Origin of the sequence: Glycomyces sp. NPDC048151 (genome assembly GCF_043202775.1) — a bacterium.
Lineage (GTDB): Bacteria > Actinomycetota > Actinomycetes > Mycobacteriales > Micromonosporaceae > Glycomyces.
Window position 1 is genome coordinate 19,646 of the sequence record NZ_JBIDBB010000008.1, and the last position, 20,347, is coordinate 39,992.

The 20,347-nt window shown below is 71.0% G+C and carries 20 protein-coding genes; 17 read left to right on the top strand and 3 right to left on the bottom strand.

What is annotated here, in order from left to right; translation table 11 throughout:
- Nucleotides 1-14: 14 nt before the first annotated feature.
- The 5 genes from ACGGCP_RS19630 to ACGGCP_RS19650 all read left to right on the top strand — a co-directional run bounded on the left by ACGGCP_RS19630 (nt 15) and on the right by ACGGCP_RS19650 (nt 3,893).
- On the top strand, nt 15-230 hold the full coding sequence (locus tag ACGGCP_RS19630; protein ID WP_392968086.1) for a ubiquitin-like protein Pup: 216 nt from the start codon (nt 15-17) through the stop codon (nt 228-230).
- Between the two features lie 227 nt (nt 231-457).
- Complete coding sequence (prcB, locus tag ACGGCP_RS19635) at nt 458-1,252, top strand: proteasome subunit beta (protein WP_392968088.1); 795 nt, start codon at nt 458-460, stop codon at nt 1,250-1,252.
- A gap of 15 nt (nt 1,253-1,267) precedes the next feature.
- Nucleotides 1,268-2,023 (top strand): proteasome subunit alpha, encoded by a 756-nt coding sequence (prcA, locus tag ACGGCP_RS19640; protein WP_392968090.1) that lies wholly within the window; start codon nt 1,268-1,270, stop codon nt 2,021-2,023.
- Nucleotides 2,024-2,271: 248 nt separating this feature from the next.
- Complete coding sequence (gene pafA / locus ACGGCP_RS19645) at nt 2,272-3,630, top strand: Pup--protein ligase (RefSeq protein WP_392968092.1); 1,359 nt, start codon at nt 2,272-2,274, stop codon at nt 3,628-3,630.
- A gap of 8 nt (nt 3,631-3,638) precedes the next feature.
- A complete protein-coding gene (locus ACGGCP_RS19650; protein WP_392968723.1) occupies nt 3,639-3,893 on the top strand; it encodes a hypothetical protein in 255 nt (84 codons plus the stop codon).
- 282 nt (nt 3,894-4,175) lie between these two features.
- On the opposite strand, the gene ACGGCP_RS19655 is transcribed toward ACGGCP_RS19650, so the two are convergent.
- Nucleotides 4,176-5,267, bottom strand: a complete 1,092-nt coding sequence (locus ACGGCP_RS19655) for a DUF3866 family protein (RefSeq protein ID WP_392968094.1) — start codon at nt 5,265-5,267, stop codon at nt 4,176-4,178.
- A 129-nt stretch (nt 5,268-5,396) separates the two neighbouring features.
- Between ACGGCP_RS19655 and ACGGCP_RS19660 the strand changes: the two genes are divergently transcribed.
- From ACGGCP_RS19660 to tatC, 5 genes are all read left to right on the top strand, one after another.
- Nucleotides 5,397-6,377 (top strand): helix-turn-helix transcriptional regulator, encoded by a 981-nt coding sequence (locus tag ACGGCP_RS19660; RefSeq protein WP_392968096.1) that lies wholly within the window; start codon nt 5,397-5,399, stop codon nt 6,375-6,377.
- On the top strand, nt 6,374-7,309 hold the full coding sequence (locus ACGGCP_RS19665; protein ID WP_392968098.1) for a helix-turn-helix transcriptional regulator: 936 nt from the start codon (nt 6,374-6,376) through the stop codon (nt 7,307-7,309). Before ACGGCP_RS19660 ends, ACGGCP_RS19665 begins: the two co-directional genes overlap by 4 nt.
- A gap of 65 nt (nt 7,310-7,374) precedes the next feature.
- Nucleotides 7,375-7,584, top strand: coding sequence for a hypothetical protein (locus ACGGCP_RS19670; RefSeq protein WP_392968100.1), 210 nt, complete (start codon nt 7,375-7,377; stop codon nt 7,582-7,584).
- 228 nt (nt 7,585-7,812) lie between these two features.
- Nucleotides 7,813-8,091: a Sec-independent protein translocase subunit TatA gene (gene tatA, locus ACGGCP_RS19675; protein ID WP_392968102.1), complete on the top strand. Its 279-nt coding sequence runs from the start codon at nt 7,813-7,815 to the stop codon at nt 8,089-8,091.
- 22 nt (nt 8,092-8,113) lie between these two features.
- Complete coding sequence (gene tatC / locus ACGGCP_RS19680) at nt 8,114-9,091, top strand: twin-arginine translocase subunit TatC (RefSeq protein WP_392968104.1); 978 nt, start codon at nt 8,114-8,116, stop codon at nt 9,089-9,091.
- An 87-nt stretch (nt 9,092-9,178) separates the two neighbouring features.
- On the opposite strand, the gene ACGGCP_RS19685 is transcribed toward tatC, so the two are convergent.
- Nucleotides 9,179-10,000, bottom strand: a complete 822-nt coding sequence (locus tag ACGGCP_RS19685; protein ID WP_392968682.1) for an HAD family hydrolase — start codon at nt 9,998-10,000, stop codon at nt 9,179-9,181.
- 15 nt (nt 10,001-10,015) lie between these two features.
- On the opposite strand from ACGGCP_RS19685, the gene ACGGCP_RS19690 reads away from it, so the two are divergent.
- Complete coding sequence (locus tag ACGGCP_RS19690; RefSeq protein ID WP_392968106.1) at nt 10,016-12,745, top strand: DEAD/DEAH box helicase; 2,730 nt, start codon at nt 10,016-10,018, stop codon at nt 12,743-12,745.
- A gap of 64 nt (nt 12,746-12,809) precedes the next feature.
- Nucleotides 12,810-13,187, top strand: coding sequence for a VOC family protein (locus ACGGCP_RS19695; protein WP_392968108.1), 378 nt, complete (start codon nt 12,810-12,812; stop codon nt 13,185-13,187).
- Nucleotide 13,188: 1 nt separating this feature from the next.
- Here the strand turns inward: ACGGCP_RS19695 and ACGGCP_RS19700 are convergent, their stop codons facing one another.
- Nucleotides 13,189-14,085: a 5'-3' exonuclease H3TH domain-containing protein gene (locus ACGGCP_RS19700; RefSeq protein WP_392968110.1), complete on the bottom strand. Its 897-nt coding sequence runs from the start codon at nt 14,083-14,085 to the stop codon at nt 13,189-13,191.
- Nucleotides 14,086-14,243: 158 nt separating this feature from the next.
- Between ACGGCP_RS19700 and ACGGCP_RS19705 the strand changes: the two genes are divergently transcribed.
- From ACGGCP_RS19705 to lnt, 5 genes are all read left to right on the top strand, one after another.
- A complete protein-coding gene (locus ACGGCP_RS19705; RefSeq protein ID WP_392968112.1) occupies nt 14,244-15,029 on the top strand; it encodes a transporter substrate-binding domain-containing protein in 786 nt (261 codons plus the stop codon).
- Nucleotides 15,030-15,061: 32 nt separating this feature from the next.
- Nucleotides 15,062-15,844, top strand: coding sequence for an amino acid ABC transporter permease (locus ACGGCP_RS19710; protein ID WP_392968685.1), 783 nt, complete (start codon nt 15,062-15,064; stop codon nt 15,842-15,844).
- On the top strand, nt 15,841-16,596 hold the full coding sequence (locus ACGGCP_RS19715; protein ID WP_392968114.1) for an amino acid ABC transporter ATP-binding protein: 756 nt from the start codon (nt 15,841-15,843) through the stop codon (nt 16,594-16,596). Before ACGGCP_RS19710 ends, ACGGCP_RS19715 begins: the two co-directional genes overlap by 4 nt.
- Before the next feature lie 13 nt (nt 16,597-16,609).
- A complete protein-coding gene (locus ACGGCP_RS19720; protein WP_392968116.1) occupies nt 16,610-18,190 on the top strand; it encodes an amidohydrolase in 1,581 nt (526 codons plus the stop codon).
- Between the two features lie 492 nt (nt 18,191-18,682).
- Entirely contained in the window at nt 18,683-20,338 is a 1,656-nt protein-coding gene (gene lnt / locus ACGGCP_RS19725) for an apolipoprotein N-acyltransferase (protein ID WP_392968688.1), read from the top strand.
- Nucleotides 20,339-20,347 lie beyond the last annotated feature (9 nt).

Sequence of the window (20,347 nt, forward strand, 5' to 3'; positions counted from 1 at the left end):
AGAAGGGAACAGCTATGGCAGCGAAGGACTCCGGCGGGCAGTCGCAGTCACAGCGGTCTCGGCAGGACGCAGACGCCGAAACCACTGAGGCCGCTGTAGACCCCGAGATCGCCGAACGGCACGAAGCAATCACCGAAGACGTCGACGACCTGCTCGACGAGATCGACGAAGTCCTGGAGACCAACTCCGAGGAATTCGTCCGCTCGTTCGTGCAAAAGGGCGGCCAATAGCGCCCCCCTGCCGGTGACAGGGCCACCTGGTGCGACGTCCATGCCGATTTACGGCTCGCAAGCTTCGCCAAGGACGGCGCATCGGGGGCCTTGCCCCACCGGCGGCCCTCCGGCCCCCCGGGTCGAAGCGGCGAGCCGCGTTCTACCGGCGCGTTTTTTGAATAGAGGATTAGGGAGGTCATGTCGTGACAGGTCAAGGATTCCCAGGCAAACTGCCCAACGCGTTTATGACGGCTGGAACCTCCTCCTTCTCGGAGTTCCTCATGCAGGTGGCACCCGAACTGCTGCCGGGGCGCAGACCCCTGCCGCCGGGCGACTTCGCCGCTGTCAGCGCCCACGCCACCACCATCGTCGCCCTCCGCACCGCCGAGGGCGTCGTCATGGCAGGCGACCGCCGCGCGACGATGGGCAACTACATCTCCAGCCGCGACATCGAGAAGGTCTTCCCCGCGGACGGCTACTCGCTCGTCGGCATCGCGGGCACGGCCGGCCTCGGCATCGAGCTGGTCAAGCTCTACCAGCTCGAACTCGAGCACTACGAGAAGATCGAGGGCGCCCCGCTCACCTTGAACGGCAAGGCCAACCGCCTCGCCACCATGCTGCGCGGCAACCTCGGCATCGCACTCCAGGGCCTCGCCGTCGTCCCCCTCTTCGCCGGGTTCGACGTCGACGCCGCCTCCGTCGAGGAAGCGGGCCGCATCTACAGCTTCGACGTCGTCGGCGGCATCTACGCCGAACGCGACTTCGACTCCATCGGCTCGGGCTCCATGTTCGCCAAGAGCTCCCTCAAGAAGCGGTACCGGCGCGACATCGGCACCGAGGAAGCCGTCAAGATCGCCGTCGAATCGCTCTACGACGCCGCCGACGACGACTCCGCCACCGGCGGACCCGACCCGACCCGCGACCTCTACCCCGTGGTCATGACGGCCACCGCCGAAGGCTCCAAGCGGATCGACGAGGCCGTCGTGGCCGACGTCGCCCGCGCGGTCATCGCGGCCCGCACCGAGAACCCCTACGGATAAGGAGAGGAGCCGGACATGGCCATGCAGTTCTACACCAGTCCCGAGCAGATCATGCGGGACCGGGCCGAGTTCGCCCGCAAGAACATCTCCCGGGGCCGCAACGTCGTCGTGCTCTCCTGCGCCGACGGCGTCCTCCTCGTCGCCGAGAACGTCTCCTCGGCCCTGCACAAGGTCTACGAGCTCTACGACCGCATCGGCTTCGCCGCCGTCGGCAAGTACAACGAGTTCGAGAACCTCCGCACCGCCGGCGTCCGGATGGCCGACCTGCGCGGCTACTCCTACGACCGCCGCGACGTCAACGCCGCCAGCCTCGCCAAGGCCTACGCCCAGACCCTCGGCGCGATCTTCTCGGAGCAGACCAAGCCCTTCGAGGTCGAGATCTGCGTCGCCGGGGTCGGCTCCGGACCGCAGGAGGACGAGCTGTACCGGCTCACCTTCGACGGCTCCATCAACGACGAGCCCGGCTACCTCGCCATGGGCGGCGACGCCGACCAGCTCAAGGAGATCCTGGCCGAAGGCCACGACTTCGAGGCCCCGCTCGCCGACGCGTTCGCGCTGGCGCTGCGGGCGCTCTCCAGCTCCGGCGGCAACGGAACGCCCCGCGAGCTGACCAAGGAGGTCCTGGAGGTCGCGGTCCTGGAGCGGGCGCGCCCGGGGCGGGCCTTCCGGCGCATCCAGGGCCTGGCCCTCGACGCGCTGCTGGCGACCCCGGCGTCCGCACCCGAGGCCGAGACGGCCGAGGACGAGGCGCCCGAGTCCGGCGAGTCCTGACGACGCACCGGCGTGAGGCCGGGCCGGGCGGGTACCCGCATACTCGACCGGCCCGGACCCGCAACCGAGCCCGACACTCCAACAAGTAACCACCGTCCCTCTCCAAAGGACGGACAGTCCCGGCGGGACCGCACCAAGCCAGGTGCATACCGCCGTAAATCGAACAATATCCATAGTGCCCGTCGCGGTACGGAACCGTTCGACCGCGAGGGGTGTTCTCCTCAACCGAATCGGGGTAGGGTTTCGACATGGACAGGCGCATTTTCGGACTGGAGACCGAATACGGGGTCACTTGCACCTTCAGGGGACAGCGCCGCCTGTCTCCGGACGAAGTGGCCCGCTACCTCTTCAGGCGTGTGGTCTCCTGGGGCCGCTCCTCCAACGTGTTCCTCCGCAACGGCGCCCGCCTCTACCTCGACGTGGGCTCCCACCCCGAGTACGCCACCCCCGAGTGCGACTCGATCGAGGACCTGGTCAAGCACGACCGGGCCGGTGAACGCATCCTCGAAGGCCTCATGATCGACGCGGAGAAGCGCCTCCACGACGAAGGCATCGCCGGGGACATCTACCTGTTCAAGAACAACACCGACTCCGCCGGGAACTCCTACGGCTGCCACGAGAACTACCTGGTCAGCCGCCACGGCGAGTTCGGGCGCCTCGCCGAGGTCCTCATCCCGTTCCTCGTCACCCGCCAGCTCATCTGCGGTGCCGGGAAGGTCCTCCAGACCCCGCGCGGCGCGCGCTTCTGCCTGTCGCAGCGCGCCGAGCACATCTGGGAGGGCGTCTCCTCGGCCACGACCCGCTCGCGGCCGATCATCAACACCCGCGACGAGCCGCACGCCGATGCCGAGCGGTACCGCCGCCTCCACGTCATCGTCGGCGACTCCAACATCAACGAGGTCACCACGATGCTCAAGGTCGGCTCGGCCGACCTGGTGCTGCGGATGATCGAGACCGGCGTGACGATGCGCGACCTCACCCTGGAGAACCCGATCAGGGCCATCCGCGAGATCAGCCACGACACCACCGGCAAGCGCCTGGTGCGCCTGGCGAGCGGCCGCGAAGCGTCCGCACTGGACATCCAGCGCGAGTACCTCGAGAAGGCCATCGACTTCGTCGACCAGCGCGGCGCCGACGCCGGCACCAAGCGCGTCATCGACCTGTGGGGCCGCGTCCTCCAGGCCGTCGAGTCCGAGGACCTCGACTCGGTCTCGCGCGAGATCGACTGGGTCGCCAAGTACAAGCTCATCGAGCGCTACCGCGAGAAGCGCGGCCTGGCGCTGTCGAGCCCGCGCGTCGCTCAGCTCGACCTGGCCTACCACGACATCCGGCGCGGCCGGGGCCTGCACCACCTCATGGAGAAGCGCGGCGAGGCCGAGCGGCTCACCCACGACGTCGAGGTCTTCGAGGCCAAGGAAGTGCCGCCGCAGACCACGCGCGCGCGGCTGCGCGGCGAGTTCATCCGCAAGGCGCAGGAGAAGCGCCGCGACTTCACCGTCGACTGGGTGCACCTGAAGCTCAACGACCAGGCGCAGCGCACGGTCCTGTGCAAGGACCCGTTCCGGTCGCGGGACGAGCGGGTCGACAAGCTCATCGCCAGCATGTGAGGCGGGCGATGACCGATCGGAACGACTCCGCCGAGCCGGAGCACGCCGACGAGCCGAGGCCGGAACGCGAGCGCCCCGGCGGGCGCCGCTCCGACCCGCTCAGCTCGCTCGACCCGGTGGCCGCCTATGAGCGGCGCACCTCGCGCATCCGCGAGGAGATCGCCCGCAACCGCCGCGGCGAGTACACGGTCCCGACCTGGGTCCTGGCGCTCGCGCTGGCAGCGGTGATCGCCGTGTGGATCCTGGTCCTGTTCGTGCTCTAGCGAAAACGCGAACGAACGACGCCCCGTCGGCGCGAAAGCGCGGCGGGGCGGTTCGCGTTCCGGGGCACGCCGAGCGTCCGCTCGGCGCTGGGAAAGGGCCCCCGGTTTCGACGCTAGCGCGGTGAACCTGAAGGAGAGCTGAAGCGGCGTGCCGCTTGGTCCACAGTGCCGTCCGGTCACCGGGCACGCCGAGTGTCGTTCCGGCGCTGGGAAAGGGCCCCCGGTCGCAACCGTAGCGGGGCGAACCTGAAGGGGCGCTGAAGCGGCGTGCCGGATGGTTCGTCAGGGGCGGTGGGTGGCGATCTGGGCCGCGTGGCGGCCCGCCGCGGCGGCCGCGACGAAGTAGACGCGGTCGCGGTCGAGGCCTCTGCCCATGGTGGACAGTTTGACCGGGAGCGCCTCCATGGCCTCGACGAGGCCGGAGCAGTCGACCTCGATCTGGCGGTGGCGGTCGGGCAGCTCGGCGAGCTGCTCCCTGATCTTGGCGTCGAGGTCCGCCGGGAGCTCGTCCGGCACCGGGACGTCCGCACCGGCCAGCGCGACCTTCGCGTACGCCGTCATCGAGTGGTGCGAGATCCCGCGGTGCCGCTCCCGGGCGTCGCCCTCGGAGATCCGCAGCGACGCCACCGGCCTGCCGCCGAGCACCGCGGCCGCGTTGACCGCCTCGCCCGCCGCCGTCCCCGAGAAGCCCCACACGGTGCCGGTCCCGAGGTTCCCCGGGCCCTGGGCGACGATCGCGATGTCGGCGCCGCCGACCACGCGGGCGGCGATGAGCGCGTTGTGCACGTTCGTCGCCTCGAGGTCGCCGCCGAAGCACTGCCCGGCCGTCACCGTGGTGCACAGCCTCTCGGAGAGCTGGTCGAGCTGGCGGGAGAACCACGCCGGGAGCGAACCGCCGTCGGTCATGACGTACGCGACGCGCGCGCCGGGCGCGGTCGCTTCGATCCCGGCGAGGACCGGCGCGAGCGCCGAGTGCAGGTCGGCGACGACCACCGGCATCCCGCCGAGGTCCTCGCAGGCCTCGACGGCCGCGCGGTGCGGCGAGTCGTCCTCGTCGACGGCCAGGCGCATCGCCTGCAGCGGCGTGTACCGGGCCTTGACGATGTGGCCGGGCGCGTCGACGTCGGCCGGGAGCCGGTCGGGGACGGCCACGACCAGCGCGTACCCGCCCGTGCCCAGGCCCTTCGCGATGGCGTTGCAGTTGAGCAGCACCCGGTCGCCGACCTCGGGCACGCCCACCAGCCCGTCGTACGCCAGGCCGCGGCAGGAGAACGCGTCCTCGCCCTCGCGGGCCTCGACGTCGACCTCGAGCTCGGTGCAGCCGCGCCAGCCGCCGCGCACGCCGGTGACGGTCCCGTATCGCCATCTGATCACGCCCGGACCCTACCAAGCGCGCCCGGAACCGGTGCGGCGCACCGAGCCCGCACCGGCGCCCGCGGGACGTGCGACGCGCGCGGGCGGGCGTGCTGGCAGCGCCTCCACCGCCTGGCATAGGCTGGGCGGGTGTCCAACGATCGCACTGAACGACTGGTGAACCTGGTGCTCTGCCTGCTGTCCTCGCGGCGCTTCCAGACCTCCACCAAGATCGCCCGGACCGTGCCCGGCTACGAGCACAACCACGACGACAAGAAGGCCCACGACGCGTTCCAGCGCAAGTTCGAACGCGACAAGGCCGAGCTGCGCCGCATCGGCATCCCGCTGCAGTCCGGCATCGACTACCTCGGCGACGGCGAGCCCGGCTACCGGATCGCCCGATCCGACTTCGAGCTGCCGCAGATCGAGTTCACCGACGCCGAGGCCGCCGCCGTGGCCGCCGCCGCGCGCCTGTGGCAGCAGCCCGAGCTCCAGTCCGGGTCCTCCGACGCGCTCCGCAAGCTCCGGGCCGCCGGCATCGACGTCGAGTCGCACGCCGCCGCGTCCCCGGTCAAGTCCCTGCCCGGCGCCGAGGCCGCCCTCGCGCCGCTCCTGGAAGCGGTCGCCTCGCGGCGCACCGTCGTCTTCGACTACTTCGGCCCGCGCGACGAGACCGCCCAGCAGCGCCGGATCCAGCCTTGGGGCTGCGCGGCCTGGCGCGGCCGCTGGTACGTCGCCGGGTACGACCTCGACCGCGGCGCCCAGCGCTGCTTCCGGCTCTCCCGCATCAGCGGCAAAGTCCGCCTCACCGGGCCCGAAGGGGCGTTCACGATCCCCGACGGCGTCGACGTCCTCGCGTTCGCCTCCGCGTCCGAGGACCGCCAGCTCCCCAGCCGCGCCACCGTCCTCGTCCGGCCCAAGCGCGCCTGGGGCGTGCGCCGCCGCGCCGACCAGATCGGCCCGCGCACCCCCGAGGGCGACCAGGCGTGCTTCTCGTACACCGACACCGCCGCGACCGCCGCCTGGCTGGCCTCGTTCGGCGCCGACGTGCTCGTGACCGAACCGCCCGAACTGGTCAAGGAGACCATCGCGTGCCTGCAGGCCCTCGCCGACGAAGCGGAGACGACGTGACACAGCAGAACCGGCTCGCCCGCCTCCTCAACCTCGTCCCGTACCTCGTCGCCCGCCCCGAGGGCGTCCCGATGGCCGAGCTCGCGGCGGACTTCGGCGTCGACGCCGACCAGATCCAGTCCGACCTCACCATGCTGTGGATGTGCGGCCTGCCCGGTTACGGCCCCGGCGACCTGATCGACCTGGCCTTCGACGCCGACGAGGTCCGCGTCCTCTTCGCCGCCGGCATGGACCGCCCGGTCCGCCTCGCCGCCCACGAGGCGCTCGCACTTTCGGTCGCCCTGCGGGTCCTCGCCGACACGCCCGGCGTCGGCGACCGCGCCGCCATCGCCTCCGCGCTCGACAAGCTCGCCGCCGCCGCAGGGGAGGCCCCCGCCGACGTCGCCGTCCGCGACACCGTTACCGACCCGCAGGCCGAGCGGTACGCGGCGCTCGTCGCCTCCGGCCACGCCGCCCGCATCACCTACTACTCGGCCAGCCGCGACACCACCTCCGAACGCGTCGTCGACCCCATCGAGGTCGTCGCCGCCGACGGGCACGCCTACCTGCGCGCCTGGTGCCGCGCCGCGGGGGAGATCCGGCAGTTCCGCATCGACCGCATCGACGCCTGCTCCGAACTCGACGAGCCCTCAGAGCCGCTGCGCCTGACCAACCAGCCCGCGCCCACCGCGTTCCTCGCCTCCGAGCTGCCCCGCATCCAGCTGCTGCTCGGACCCGGTGCGAAGAGCGTCACCGACGCCTACCCGTGCGACGAGATCACCGGCGAACCGGACGGGCGCCGCCGCGTCACCATGCGCGTGCGCGACCTCGACTGGGCCCGCCGCTTCGTCCTCGGCCTCGGCGGCGAAGCCGAAGTCGTCGCCCCCGACGAGCTGCGCGACGCCGTCCGCCACACCGCCCGCACCGCGCTGGCCCGCTACCAGACCGCCTGACCCCGCGCCGCGACCCGCCGCCGGGCCCGCTTGAACCCGGGCGGGCCCGGCGCTACACTGACCCGATGATCTGGGCGATATCGGTCGTGCTGGCACTCGCCGGACTCGTGCTCCTGGCCGTCGCGGCCGCGCGCCTCCTCGGCCCCCTCAAAGAACTCCGATTCGGCCTCGAACGCGTCCAAGAACGCGCAGGAGAACTGCAGGACCTGCAAGAACGCCTGAACGCGACGCTCGCCGAAGCCGAACGCACCGCCGCCGCACTGCCCAAGAAGTGACGCACCACCGTCGCCGCCGCCACATTCTGATAAAGATCAGGGTTCCCGAAGGCTCCAGTGTTGACGGAAGTGTCAAACGTCGGTCATGCTTGTCCGGCTCGACAGTGTCGTAGCCACGCCACCGCAGGTGAACCCGGTACCAAGCCGAGACTCAGGCTCCGTGGCAGCCGCCTTCCAAGCGGCATACGATGGTTAACGTCACCGACATATATCCGGAGGGACCGAACAATGGGTGCATTGAAGCCCTGGCACATCATCATTCTCGTCGTTGTCATCTTGCTGGTGTTCGGCTCCAGGAAGCTTCCCGACATGGCGCGTGGTCTGGGTCGCTCCATGCGGATCCTCAAGTCGGAGACCGAGGCCATGAAGAAGGACGGGAGCTCGCCCGACGAGGACGGCGACACCCGCGCCGAGCCCAAGCACACGCGCGAGCCGCTCGAGCCGCCGCAGCCGGTCAACGAGTCCGTGATCGACGGCGAATCGGTCGACCACAAGAAGACCCGCTAGCCCGGAACCGGTCGTTACGCACATGGCTGACGAACCGCCGCGGCGCCAGAGCAAACGCAAGTCCAAGTTCCAGCGCGCCTCCGACGGCTCCATGACGCTCATGGAGCACTTCGCGGACCTGCGCAACCGACTGCTCGTCTCGGTCCTCGTGATCCTGGTGGGCACCGGCGCCGCGTTCTACTTCGCCGACGAGATCATCACGTTCCTGGCCAATCCGTACTGCTCCGCTCTCGGCAGCGGTGTGACGGAGTCCGGCGACGGCGCGCAGTGCGAGGCGGTGCTCAACTCGCCGATCTCGCACATCGCCCTGATGCTGAAGATCGCGCTGTACACGGCACTGGTCGGTACCGCCCCCATCTGGCTGTACCAGCTGTGGGCGTTCATCGCCCCGGGCCTGCACCGCAACGAGCGCAAGTACGCGTACCTGTTCATCGGGATCGCCGCGCCGCTGTTCCTGGCCGGCGCGATCCTGGCGTACTTCGTGGTCTCCCACGGCATGGAGTTCATCATGCTGCTGGCGAGCCAGGACTTCGTCATCCTGCTGAACCTGGAGGACTACCTCAACTTCTTCCTCTCGGTGATGATGGTCTTCGGCATCGGCTTCGAATTCCCGCTCATCATGTTGATGCTCAACGTGATCGGGCTGGTCAACGCGAAGCAGATGCTGGGCTGGTGGCGGATCGTGGTCGTGGTGAGCTTCATCTTCACCGCGGTGTTCACGCCGACGCCCGACCCGTTCGGCATGACGGCGCTGGCCATCTGCATGCTCATCCTCTACCTCGCCGCCTGCGGTGTCGCCTACCTGAACGACAAGCGCAAGGGCATCGTGTACGAGGACCAGTGGGACGACGACGAAGCCGGTGACATCGGTTCCGCCGACGACCTGACCGCGACCGCCGACATCGGCGCGAGCAGTCTCGACGACGAGGACTACCCGGGCGAACCCGAGCGGCGCGGCCGCTTCGGACGCCGCGTCGACGGCTACGACGACATCACCTGAGTCCGCTGAGGACGAAGGTCGAGCATGAAGGAAGGCCCCCACCGCTGTCGCGGCGGGGGCCTTCCGGCGTTCTCGGGCTGCCGCGCGCTAGCAGCCGGCGCGCACGAGCCGCAGCACCGCTTCGAGGCCGACGATCCGGCCCGCCTCGGCGTGCGGCACCAGGTAGCAGCGGGCGCCGATGCGCGCCGCGCCGGCGTCGGCCATGCTGTCGCCGACCATGAGCACCCGGCTCGGCTCCACGTCGAGCGCGTGGCACGCCGCGTAGAAGATCTTCTCGTCCGGCTTGCAGAAACCGACCTCGCAGGACAGCACCCACTCGTCGATGAACCGGTCGATGCCCAAGCGCCGCAGGATCGGACGGGGGTCGAACCCGATGTTCGACACCAGCGCGATCGGGTACCCCTGGGCCTTCAGCGAGACGAGCGTGCCGATCGTGTCGGCGTACGCGACCCAGCCTTCAGGGGAGGCGAGCCGGTCGTACAGGGCCTCGCTCAAACCGTCGAACACGCCGTGGGCCTGCTCGGCCAGGGCCGTGTACGCCTCGCGGTGCGCCTCGTCGTCGAGGTCGCGGTCGGCCCAGGCGTCGGCGAAATGCGGCCGCACCCGCGCCTCCATGCCCGCGCCGACCCAGCCCTGGGCGCCGATCGCGTCGGCGAGGGCGGTGACGGCCATCGGGTCGAGTTTGCGCCCGCACGCTTCGGCCGCGAGCATCACCGAGCGCGTGAGCGGTTCCACCTGCGCCAAGGTGCCTTGGAAATCGAACAGGACCGCGTCGACCCCTCCGCGTCCCGCATCGTCGTCTCCTGGTGAGGAATCCCGGTGCACAAACGGACGATACCCGGCCGTGTAGGCGTCGTCACAGCCGGGTGCGGAAGGCGCGTTACCGGGATGCTCTTGTCGGTGCGGCAGACTAGTGTTGAGGCCATGGTTAACGCCGACGTGCCTTACGCCGACGACCGCTCCCCGGCCCAACGCCACGCCGCCGCGCAGGCGCGCCGGCAATGGCCCCAGCTGGCGGCCTTCGCGGGGGACTACCCGTTCGAACTCGACGACTTCCAGGTCGAGGCCTGCCGGATCCTCGAAAGCGGCCACGGCGTGCTCGTGTGCGCGCCCACAGGCGCGGGCAAGACCGTCGTCGGCGAGTTCGCCGTGCACCTGGCGCTGGCCGAAGGCCGGAAGTGCTTCTACACCACCCCGATCAAGGCGCTGTCGAACCAGAAGTTCAACGACCTCGTCGCCGCGCACGGCGCCGAGAACGTCGGGCTGCTGACCGGCGACACGGTCGTCAACGGCGAGGCGCCCATCGTCGTGATGACGACCGAGGTGCTGCGCAACATGATCTACGCGGGATCCTCCACACTGCAGGGACTGCGCTATGTGGTCATGGACGAGGTCCACTACCTCGCCGACCGCTTCCGCGGGGCCGTGTGGGAGGAGATCATCATCGAACTCCCGCAGGAGGTCCGCGTCGTCTCCCTCTCGGCGACGGTCTCGAACGCCGAGGAGTTCGGGGACTGGCTCAAGAGCGTGCGCGGGTCCACTGAGGTCGTCGTCTCCGAGACGCGGCCGGTGCCGCTGTGGCAGCACATGATGATCGGCGGGGCGCTGCTCGACCTGTTCGAGCCCGACGGCGACTACGTCTCCAAGGAACTGCTCAAGAAGGACGCCCGGGCGCGCGAGCGCAACGAGGGCCGCCAGGGCGGCCGCCGCCGCGGCGGACGGCCCTATGTGGACCGGGGCCGGGTGGTCTCCCGCCTCGACCAGGCCGCGCTGCTGCCTGCCATCTACTTCATCTTCTCCCGCGCCGGGTGCGACGCGGCCGTCGACGAGTGCGTGCGGGCCGGGCTGCGGCTCACCGACGGGCGCGAGCGGGACGAGATCGTCGACTACGCGACCGCCGCGGTCGCCCACATCGACCCCGCCGACCTCGACGCCGTCGGCTTCGACCGGTGGCTCGCCGGACTGGGGGCCGGGATCGCGGCCCACCACGCCGGGCTGCTGCCGGTGTTCAAGGAGGTCGTGGAGAAGCTGTTCGAGCGCGGCCTGCTCAAGGCCGTGTTCGCGACCGAGACGCTCGCGCTGGGCATCAACATGCCCGCGCGGTCGGTGGTCCTGGAGCGGCTCATCAAGTACGACGGCTCCGACCACGTCATGCTCACCCCCGGCCAGTACACGCAGCTCACGGGGCGTGCAGGGCGGCGCGGCATCGACGTCGAGGGCCACGCGGTGACGGTGTGGGCCGAGGACGTGCGCCCCAAGGAGCTCGCCGGGCTCGCCTCCAAGCGCACCTACCCGCTCAACTCGAGCTTCGCGCCGTCGTACAACATGGCCGTGAACCTCATCGGCGCGGCCGGCGTCGAACGGGCGCAGGAGGTCCTGGCGTCCTCGTTCGCGCAGTTCCAGTCCGACGCCGAGGCCGTGCACATCGCCGAGCAGGCCCGCACGCTGAACCGCCGCGCGGCCGAGGCCGCCGAAGGCGCCGAGTGCCACCTGGGCGACTTCCTCGCCTACTACGACCTGACGCAGCAGCTCTCGCAGGCCGAGCGCGGCGCGCAGAAGCGCCGCAAGGGCGCCCTGCGCGACGAGGCCCGCACGAACCTGGAGAAGCTGCGCGGCGGCGACGTCATCTGGATCTCCCGCGGCAAGCGCACCGGCTGGGCCGTGTTCCTGCGCCCCACCGGCGGTTCGCGCCACCACGACCCGCGCTGGTCGGTGCTCACCGCCGACGGCTGGGCCGGGACGCTGGAGACCTCCGCGTTCGACGGGGGCGTGCAGGTCGTCACCCGCATCCGTATCGACAAGCGGTTCGACCGGCGCGACGCCAAGTCCCGCACCGACCTCGCCTCGAGCCTGCGGGAGGCCACCAGGGACCGCTCGCGTCCGACGCGGCGCGGCGGGGCGGCCGAGACCCCCGAGATCGCGCGGCTGCGCGAGGAGGTCAAGGCCCACCCGTGCCGGATGTGCCCCGACGCCGGGCAGCACACCGTGCACGCGTCCCGCTGGTCGCGGCTCAAGCGCGAGGGCGAGCTGCTGCGGCGCCGCTCCGAGCGCCGCGAGCACTCCCTGGCGCGGCAGTTCACGGCCGTGCGGGAGGTCCTCAGCGAGTTCGGGTACCTCGACGGCGAGACCGTCACGACCGACGGTCGGCTGCTGCGCAACCTGTTCGTGGAGACCGACCTGCTCGTGGCGCAGTGCCTGCGCGACGGGATCTGGGAGGGCCTGGACCCGGCTTCGCTGGCCGCGATCGCCTCGACGGTGATCTACGAGTCCCGGTTTGAGGAGGACGAGTTCTTCGTGGCCGTGCCCGGCCCGATCGTCGACCCGGTCGCCAAGACCATGCGCCGCTGGGAGGCGATCCGCCGCGCGGAGAACACGCGTGGACTGTCGCTGATCTCGCGCCCGCAGATGGGCCTGGCCTGGCCGATCTACCGGTGGACGCGCGGCGAGGAGCTGTCGAAGGCCCTCGCGGCCGCGGACGGCCCGTGGCCGATGCCCGGCGGCGACTTCGTCCGGTGGGCGCGGCGCACCGCCGACCTGCTGCACCAAATGGGTACTGCCGCTAGATATATCGGCACCGAGTCATCCAATAAGTTGGCGGACGCCGCCTACGAGGCGGTCGACGCGATCCGCCGCGGCGTCGTCGCCGACGTCTAGACCGCCGCTGATCGGCACGGCAGGCGACTGTCGTGCCGATCGTGCTGAACCGGAAGGAAACCCCGTGCACCGCAGCCGCATCTCGACGGTCCTCATCGACACGCCCGACGCCGACGCGGCGACCGCGTTCTGGTCGGGTGCCCTCGGCGTCCCGACGCGTCCCGCGGCGGGGGAGGAGCACTTCACCGTCCTCGAAGGCGCGCTGCCCGGCCTCGTCACGGTGGTACAGCGCATCGACGAGGGCGAGCCGCGCCTCCATGTGGACATGGAGACCGACGATCTCGACGCCGAGACCGCGCGGCTCATCGCGCTGGGCGCCACCGAAATCTCGCGCTGGCTGGAGTGCCGGACGCTGCGCGCGCCCGGCGGCCACATCGTCTGCGTGATCCCGGTGCACTCCGACCGCGCCGAGTTCGAGGCGGCCGCGACCGTGTGGGAGTGACCTAGCGGGCGATGGCCTCCTCGAAGCGCTTGAGCGCCGAGGACACGCCCCATTCGGCGGCGAGGGCCACGACCGCCTCGGGGTCCTTCGGGGCGGTCGGCAGGGTCGCGTCGACCACGGGCACGTCCACGTCGGCGACGACGGTGGAGGTCCTGACGGCCTTGTCGAGGTACTCGCCCGCCTCGGTGATCGCCTTGCGCTGGCGGTCGGGCAGGTCCGAGCCGTCCTCGGCCGCCGCCGCCTTCAGGCCCGCGATGCCGCCGAAGGTGTTCACCAGGGTCACCGCCGTCTTCGCGCCGATGCCCTTGACGCCGGGCAGGCCGTCCGAGGGGTCGCCGCGCAGGACCGCGAAGTCCACGTAGTGCTCGGGGGCGACGCCGAACTTCGTCGCGACCGCCTCCCCGTCGAACAATTCCGCCTTAGATATCCCGCGCGCGAGGTATACGACTTTGCGGTCGCGGTCGTCGTCGACGAGCTGGAACAGGTCCCGGTCGCCGGTCACCACGACCACCGGCTCGGCGGTGCGCGCGGCCAAAGTGGCGATCACGTCGTCCGCCTCGTAGCCCGGGTGCGACGCCGTCGCGACCCCGAGCGCCGGGAGCAGCGCCTCGATCGCCGCGACCTGCTCCTCGAGCCCCTCCGGGGCGTCCTCGGAGCCGTCCGGGAGCGCCCGCGCGGCCTTGTACCCGGGCATGAGGTCGATCCGCCACTGCGGCCGCCAGTTCCCCTCCAGGCAGCACACCATCCCGGTGGGGGAGTACTTGCGCGCGAGCACGGCCAGGCCGTCGAAGAACCCCCGCACCGCCCCCGAGCGCCGCCCGTCCGGGGCCTTGATCGAGGAGGGCAGCCCGTAGTAGGCGCGGTACCACAGCGAGGCGGCGTCGATGAGCATCAGCATGCCCACCACTTTCTCACGCGGCTGTGACAGAGCGTGCGAACGCCGATTCGACCGGGCCCTTTAGTGCGAAACCTGCCACATTCTCCACCAGCTGGAACAACTATGGGAGTGTCCGACCGGAATGATCGGCGGATCCGTCAACTATGAGGAGCCCTCAGGTGAACACCTATGCCCGCCGCGCCGCCGCCGCACTGGCCCTGATCGGGACCGGGCTGGCCGCCGCCGCATGTACGTCGGACTCCGGCGACGACTCCACGCTCACCGTCTGCACGAACGTCCCGTTCGAGCCCTTCGAGTACCTCGACGGCAGCGAGTACGTCGGCTTCGACATGGACCTCATGAACCTCCTCGCCGAGCGCCTCGACCAGACCGTCGAGGTCGTCGAGATCGACTTCGACTCCATCGGCTCCGGCTCGGCCCTGAACGCCGGCACCTGCGACATCGCCGCCGCCGGGCTCACCATCACCGAGGAGCGCCAGGAGGCCATGGGCATGTCCCAGGCCTACTACCGCGCCGACCAGGCCCTCGTCGTCCCCGCCGGATCCGCGGTGACCGGCCTCGACGCCCTCTCCGGCCTCAAGGTCGCCGTCCAGTCCGGCACCACCGGCGAGACCTACGCCAACGACAACGCCGGCCAGTACGGCTACGAGGTCGTCGCCTTCGAGACCATGGGCGACATCAACTCCGCCCTCACCTCCGGCAGCGTCGACGCCTCCATCGCCGACCTCGCCACCTGGAGCGCCATGATCGGCGACTCCACCGACCTCGTCCTCGTGCAGCCCATCGAGACCGAGGAGCACTACGGCTTCGCCGTCCAGAAGGACGACACCGAGCTGCTCGACGAGGTCAACGCCATGCTCGACGAGGCCTTCGCGGACGGCACCTACGCCGAGCTCTACGAGAAGTGGATCGGCGAGCCCTACACCGGGGACGCCGGTCAGTAGTGGACGCCGCAACCGAGACCACTGAACGGCGCATGACGCCGAAGCAGCGGCAGCGACTCTCGCGCACGATCCAGTACGCCGTGATCATCGCCGTCGTGATCGCGCTGGCGGCGGTCGCGGACTGGGGCCGCATCGCCGACTCCTTCTTCCAGCTCGACATCGCCGCCGACATGTTCCCGGCGGTGTGGACGCCGTTCTGGAACACCATCGTCTACACCCTGCTCGCGTTCGTGTTCGGCATGGTCGTCGGCGTGCCCATCGCGCTCATGCGCGTCTCCGACTTCGGCCCCTACAGGTGGTTCGCCACCGCGTACGTCGAGGTCTTCCGGGGCCTGCCCGCGCTGCTCGTGCTGTTCCTCGTCGGCTTCGGCGTCCCGCAGGCGTTCCCGGGCATCCAGTACCCCGGCGGCGTCTACGGCCAAGTCGCCATCGGCCTCGGCCTGACCTCCTCGGCCTACATCGCCGAGAGCGTCCGCGCAGGCATCCAGGCCGTCCCGAAAGGACAGGTCGAGGCGGCCCGCTCCCTCGGCATGAGCCACACCCGCACCATGGTCACCGTGGTCCTGCCGCAGGCCCTGCGGATCGTCATCCCGCCCCTGACGAACGAGCTCGTGATGCTCACCAAGGACTCCAGCCTCGTGTTCGTCCTCGGCGTCACCACCTCCACCATGGAGCTGTCCAAGTTCGCCCGCAACGAGCTGACCTCCGAGGCCAACGCCACGCCGCTGCTCGTCGGCGGCCTGCTCTACCTGCTGCTCACCATCCCCCTCGGCCTGCTGGCCCGCCGCCTGGAGAAGCGAGGAGAAACCCGATGACCGACGAACCCGAACCGATCGTCCGGATCGAAGGCCTCCACAAGCGCTTCGGCGACAACGAGGTCCTCAAAGGCATCGACCTCGAGATCGCCGAAGGCGAGGTCGTGTGCCTCATCGGCCCCTCAGGGTCCGGCAAGTCCACGCTCCTGCGCTGCGTCAACCTCCTGGAGACCCCCACCGAGGGCACCATCACCGCGGCCGGGCACGACCTCACCGGCCCCGACGCCGACCTCGACCTCGCCCGCCGCGACATCGGCATGGTCTTCCAGCACTTCAACCTGTTCAGCCACATGACGATCCTCGACAACCTCGTCATCCCGCAGCGGCGCGTGTGCAAGACCCCCAAGGACGAGGCGGTCGCCACCGCCCGCCGCCTCCTCGCCGACGTCGGCATCGAAGGCAAGGAGCAGGCCAAGCCCTCGCAGCTCTCCGGCGGGCAGCAGCAGCGCGTCGCCATCGCCCGCGCGCTGGCCGTCAAGCCCCGGCTCATGCTCTTCGACGAGCCGACCAGCGCCCTCGACCCCGAGATCGTCGGCGAGGTCCTGTCGGTCATGAAGGGCCTTGCGGCCGAAGGCATGACGATGCTCGTGGTCACGCACGAGATGGGGTTCGCGCGCGAGGTCGCCGACCGGGTCCTGTTCCTCGACGGCGGCGTCATCGTCGAGTCCGGGCCCCCGGCCGACGTCCTGTCCAACCCGAAGACCGAGCGGGCCCGGACCTTCCTCCACCGCGTCCTGCACCCCGCAGGCTGACATCATTGGGGGCATGAGCCTCCTCCAGAACAACGCCGCCGAGCGCGTCCTGTGGCGCGGCGGGCGCGTCCTGAGCCCGACCAGCCCCGACGCGACCGCGCTGCTCACCGTCGGCGACCGCATCGAGTGGGTCGGCCCCGAAGCCGACGCGCCCGCCGCCGACCGCACCGAGGACCTCGGCGGCGGGCTCGTGACGCCCGCGTTCGTCGACTCCCACGTGCACCTGACCGCCACCGGGAACGCCCTCGGGGGCCTGCACTTCGCCGCCCACCGCTCCGCCGCGGCCGTCCTCGACCACCTCGACGCGTTCGCGCGCACCACCCCCGCCGACGCGCTCGTCCTCGCCGGAGGCTGGGACGAGACCGCCTGGGACGACCCGGCCCTGCCCACCGGCGAAGAGGTCGAACGCGCCGCCGGAGGCCGCATCGCCTACCTCTCGCGCGCCTGCGGGCACACCGGCATCGCCACGCCCCGCCTCCTCGCCGAGCACCCCGAGCTCGCCGAGCACGACGGGTACCACCCCTCCGGCGTGCTCACCCGCGCCGCGCACAAGGCCGCCCGCGCCACCCTCGGCGCCCGCGTCCCGGTCGCCCAGCGCCTCGCCCTCGCCGAGCACGCGCTGGCCACGGCCGCCGAGCGCGGCATCGCCGCCGTCGTCGAGCACTTCATCCCCGTCGCCGCCGACCCGCTGGGGGAGAAGGAGTTCCAGGGCCTGGTCGAGCTCGGGCAGCGGCCCGGGAACCCGTCGGTCCACGGCTGGTGGGGCGAGCTCCGCGCCGCCGCGAAGGCCCGCGACCTCGGCGCGCACGGCTGCGGCGGCGACCTCTCCGCCGACGGCTCCCTCGGGGCCCGCACCGCGTTCCTGCGCGAGCCCTACCGCGACGCCGACACCTGCGGCGCCGAGTACCTGACCGCCGCCGACGTCGCCGCGCACCTCCTCGACTGCCGTGAAGCCGGCCTGCCCGCCGCGTTCCACGCCATCGGCGACGCCGCGATCGCGAACGTCCTCGACGGCCTCGACGCGGTCGAACCCGTCCTCGGCCTCGACGCGATCCGCCACGCCCGCCACCGCATCGAGCACGCCGAGCTCCTCGACGCCGCCCTCATCGCCCGCATGGTCCACCACGGCGTCCACGCCTCCGTGCAGCCCGCGTTCGACGCCGCCTGGGGCGGCCCCGACGGCATGTACGCCACCCGGCTCGGCCGCGAACGCGCGCTCGCCGCCAACCCCTTCTCGAAGCTCGCCGGCGTCGGCGTCCCCCTCGCCTTCGGATCGGACTCCCCGGTGACCGCACTCGACCCCTGGGGCGGCGTGAGAGCCGCCGTGCGCCACCGCAACCCCGTCTCCCGACTCCCGATGGCCGCGGCCTTCACCGCGGCCACCAGAGGCGGCTGGAGGGCCCTGGGCGTCGACGACGCCGGGTCGCTCGTCCCGCACACGCGCGCGAATTTCACAGTGTGGGACCTCACGGACGGGGGACTCCCGGACTTCGGTGACCCCGGCGTCCCCGATCCGAAGTGCTCGCTCACGGTCGCCGACGGCCAGCTCATCTGGTCGGCCGCCTGGCCAGCGCCGACTCCGCGCGAGGCCTGACGCGAGAAAATTTGTGGGACCAAAATTCCGACCCGGTTGACGCCATCGGCGCAGTTTGGCTTACGGTGGTCTGGTCCTCGGCGGACGACCGGAAACGGAAGCCCGCCGAACGTCGGGGGCGACTCGACTTGCTTTGCTCCCACGCAGACTGGACAAGGTGGCAGCGCGGCCGCACTGCTACCGGCGGCCAGGTCCAGATCGCGGGGGTCGGCGGAGGAAGGCGGGCCGGTCGCCGGTGGTGGACCCGCAGCAGACGCAGGAGATCCCTAGACAACAGCTCGTAGACGCTCAGCCAGACGGGTGCGAGTTGGTCCGAAGATCACCAGCGGACGCGGCAGGGGACACCGGCCGTACAGGGACTGGGAGAAACCCGTGCGAGGGGCGTAGCCGGACACAGCTACGCCCCTTTGCCATGCCCGAAGTACGCTAGAGCCCCGCGGGCGAGGACTCCTCGCCTACCGCGCACAGCGAGGAGCGCCCTACTTGAGCACCGTGATCGACGACGACCGCGACGCCGCCCCCACGCCCGGGCAGGCGCCCCCGGCGCCGAAGCGCCGGCGACCGCTCGTGCTGACCGACTCGCCGCTCGGACGCCGCCTCACGCTCCCCGCCGCGCTCCTGGCCGCCGTCGCCTCCGGCCTCCTCGCCGTCCTCGCGTTCCCGCCCTACGGCGCCTGGCCCCTCGCGGCCGTCTCCGTCGCCGGGCTCGGCGCGGCGGTCCACCGCCGCCGCCTCCGCGGCGGCCTCGGCGTCGGCTTCGTGTACGGCATGGCGTTCTTCCTGCCCCTCCTCGCCTGGTCCTCCACGCAGGTCGGCCAGTGGCCGTGGCTGTTCCTGTGCGCGCTCGAAGCCCTCGGCATGGGCCTGCTCGGCATGGGCCTGGCCGCCTGCTCGCGCCTCATCGACACCCATCGCTGGACCTGGGCCCCGCTCACCGGCGTCGCGTGGGTCGCCGAAGAGGCCCTGCGCTCGCGCCAGCCCTTCGGCGGCTTCCCCTGGGGCAACCTCGCCTTCAGCCAGGCCGACTCGCCCACGGCCGCCGCCATCTGGCTCGGCGGCGCGCCGTTCCTCAGCTTCCTCGTCGCCCTCTCCGGCGGGTTCCTCCTCGCCGCCGGGTTCGCTCTCATCACGCGCCGCACGGCTGGGATCAAGAAAGCCGTCGCGTTCACCGCCGCGGCCGCGTTCACCGCGCTGGCCCCCCTCGCCCTGCCGATCAACGCCACCGCGCCCGACGGCGACACGATCAACGTCGCCGTCGTCCAAGGCAACGTCCCCCGCCTGGGCCTGAGCTTCAACGAGCAGCGCCGCGCCGTCCTCGACAACCACGTCCAGGCCACCCTCGACCTCGCCGACGCCGTCAACGAAGGCACCGCAGAGCGCCCCGACCTGGTCATGTGGCCCGAGAACGCCTCCGACATCGACCCCCTGCAGAACCAGGACGCGTACGACCTCATCAGCCAGGCCGCCGCCGCGATCGGCGCGCCCATCGTCCTCGGCGGCATCGTCCACAACGACGACGGCACACGCTCCAACATGACCATCGTCTGGGACCCCGAAGCGGGCCCGGTCTACATGTACTCAAAGCGCCACCCGGTGCCCTTCGCCGAATACGTGCCCTACAAGGCCTTCTTCAGCACCGTCGCCGGCTGGATCGACCCGCGCATGTCCGAGGGCCTCGACAACGTCGCCGGATTCGAGCACGGCCAGAACCCCGGCATCGTCGAAGTAGGCGACTACACCCTCACCGGCCTCATCTGCTTCGAGATCGCCTTCGACGCCGAGACCCGCGCGTCCGTCCTCGACGGCGCCCAGCTCATGGCCGTCGGCACCAACAACGCCACCTTCGACACCAACGAGGCCCAGCAGCAGCTCGCCATGGTCCAGCTCCGCTCCATCGAGCACGGCCGCGACGGCCTCATGGCCTCCACCGTCGGCGTCTCCGGCTTCACCGACCACACCGGCGAGGTCTCCCAGGCCACCGAGTTCAACACCGCCGCCGTCATCCAATCGGACCTCACCCTGTCCGACCGCTCGACTCCGGCCTCCACAGTGGGTATCCTTCCTGAAGCGGTCCTCACCGGAGCGGCACTGGTGGCCCTGGCCTGCGCCATCTTGATCAACCTCAAGCACCGCCGCAGCCAGACCTAGAAAGCCGAT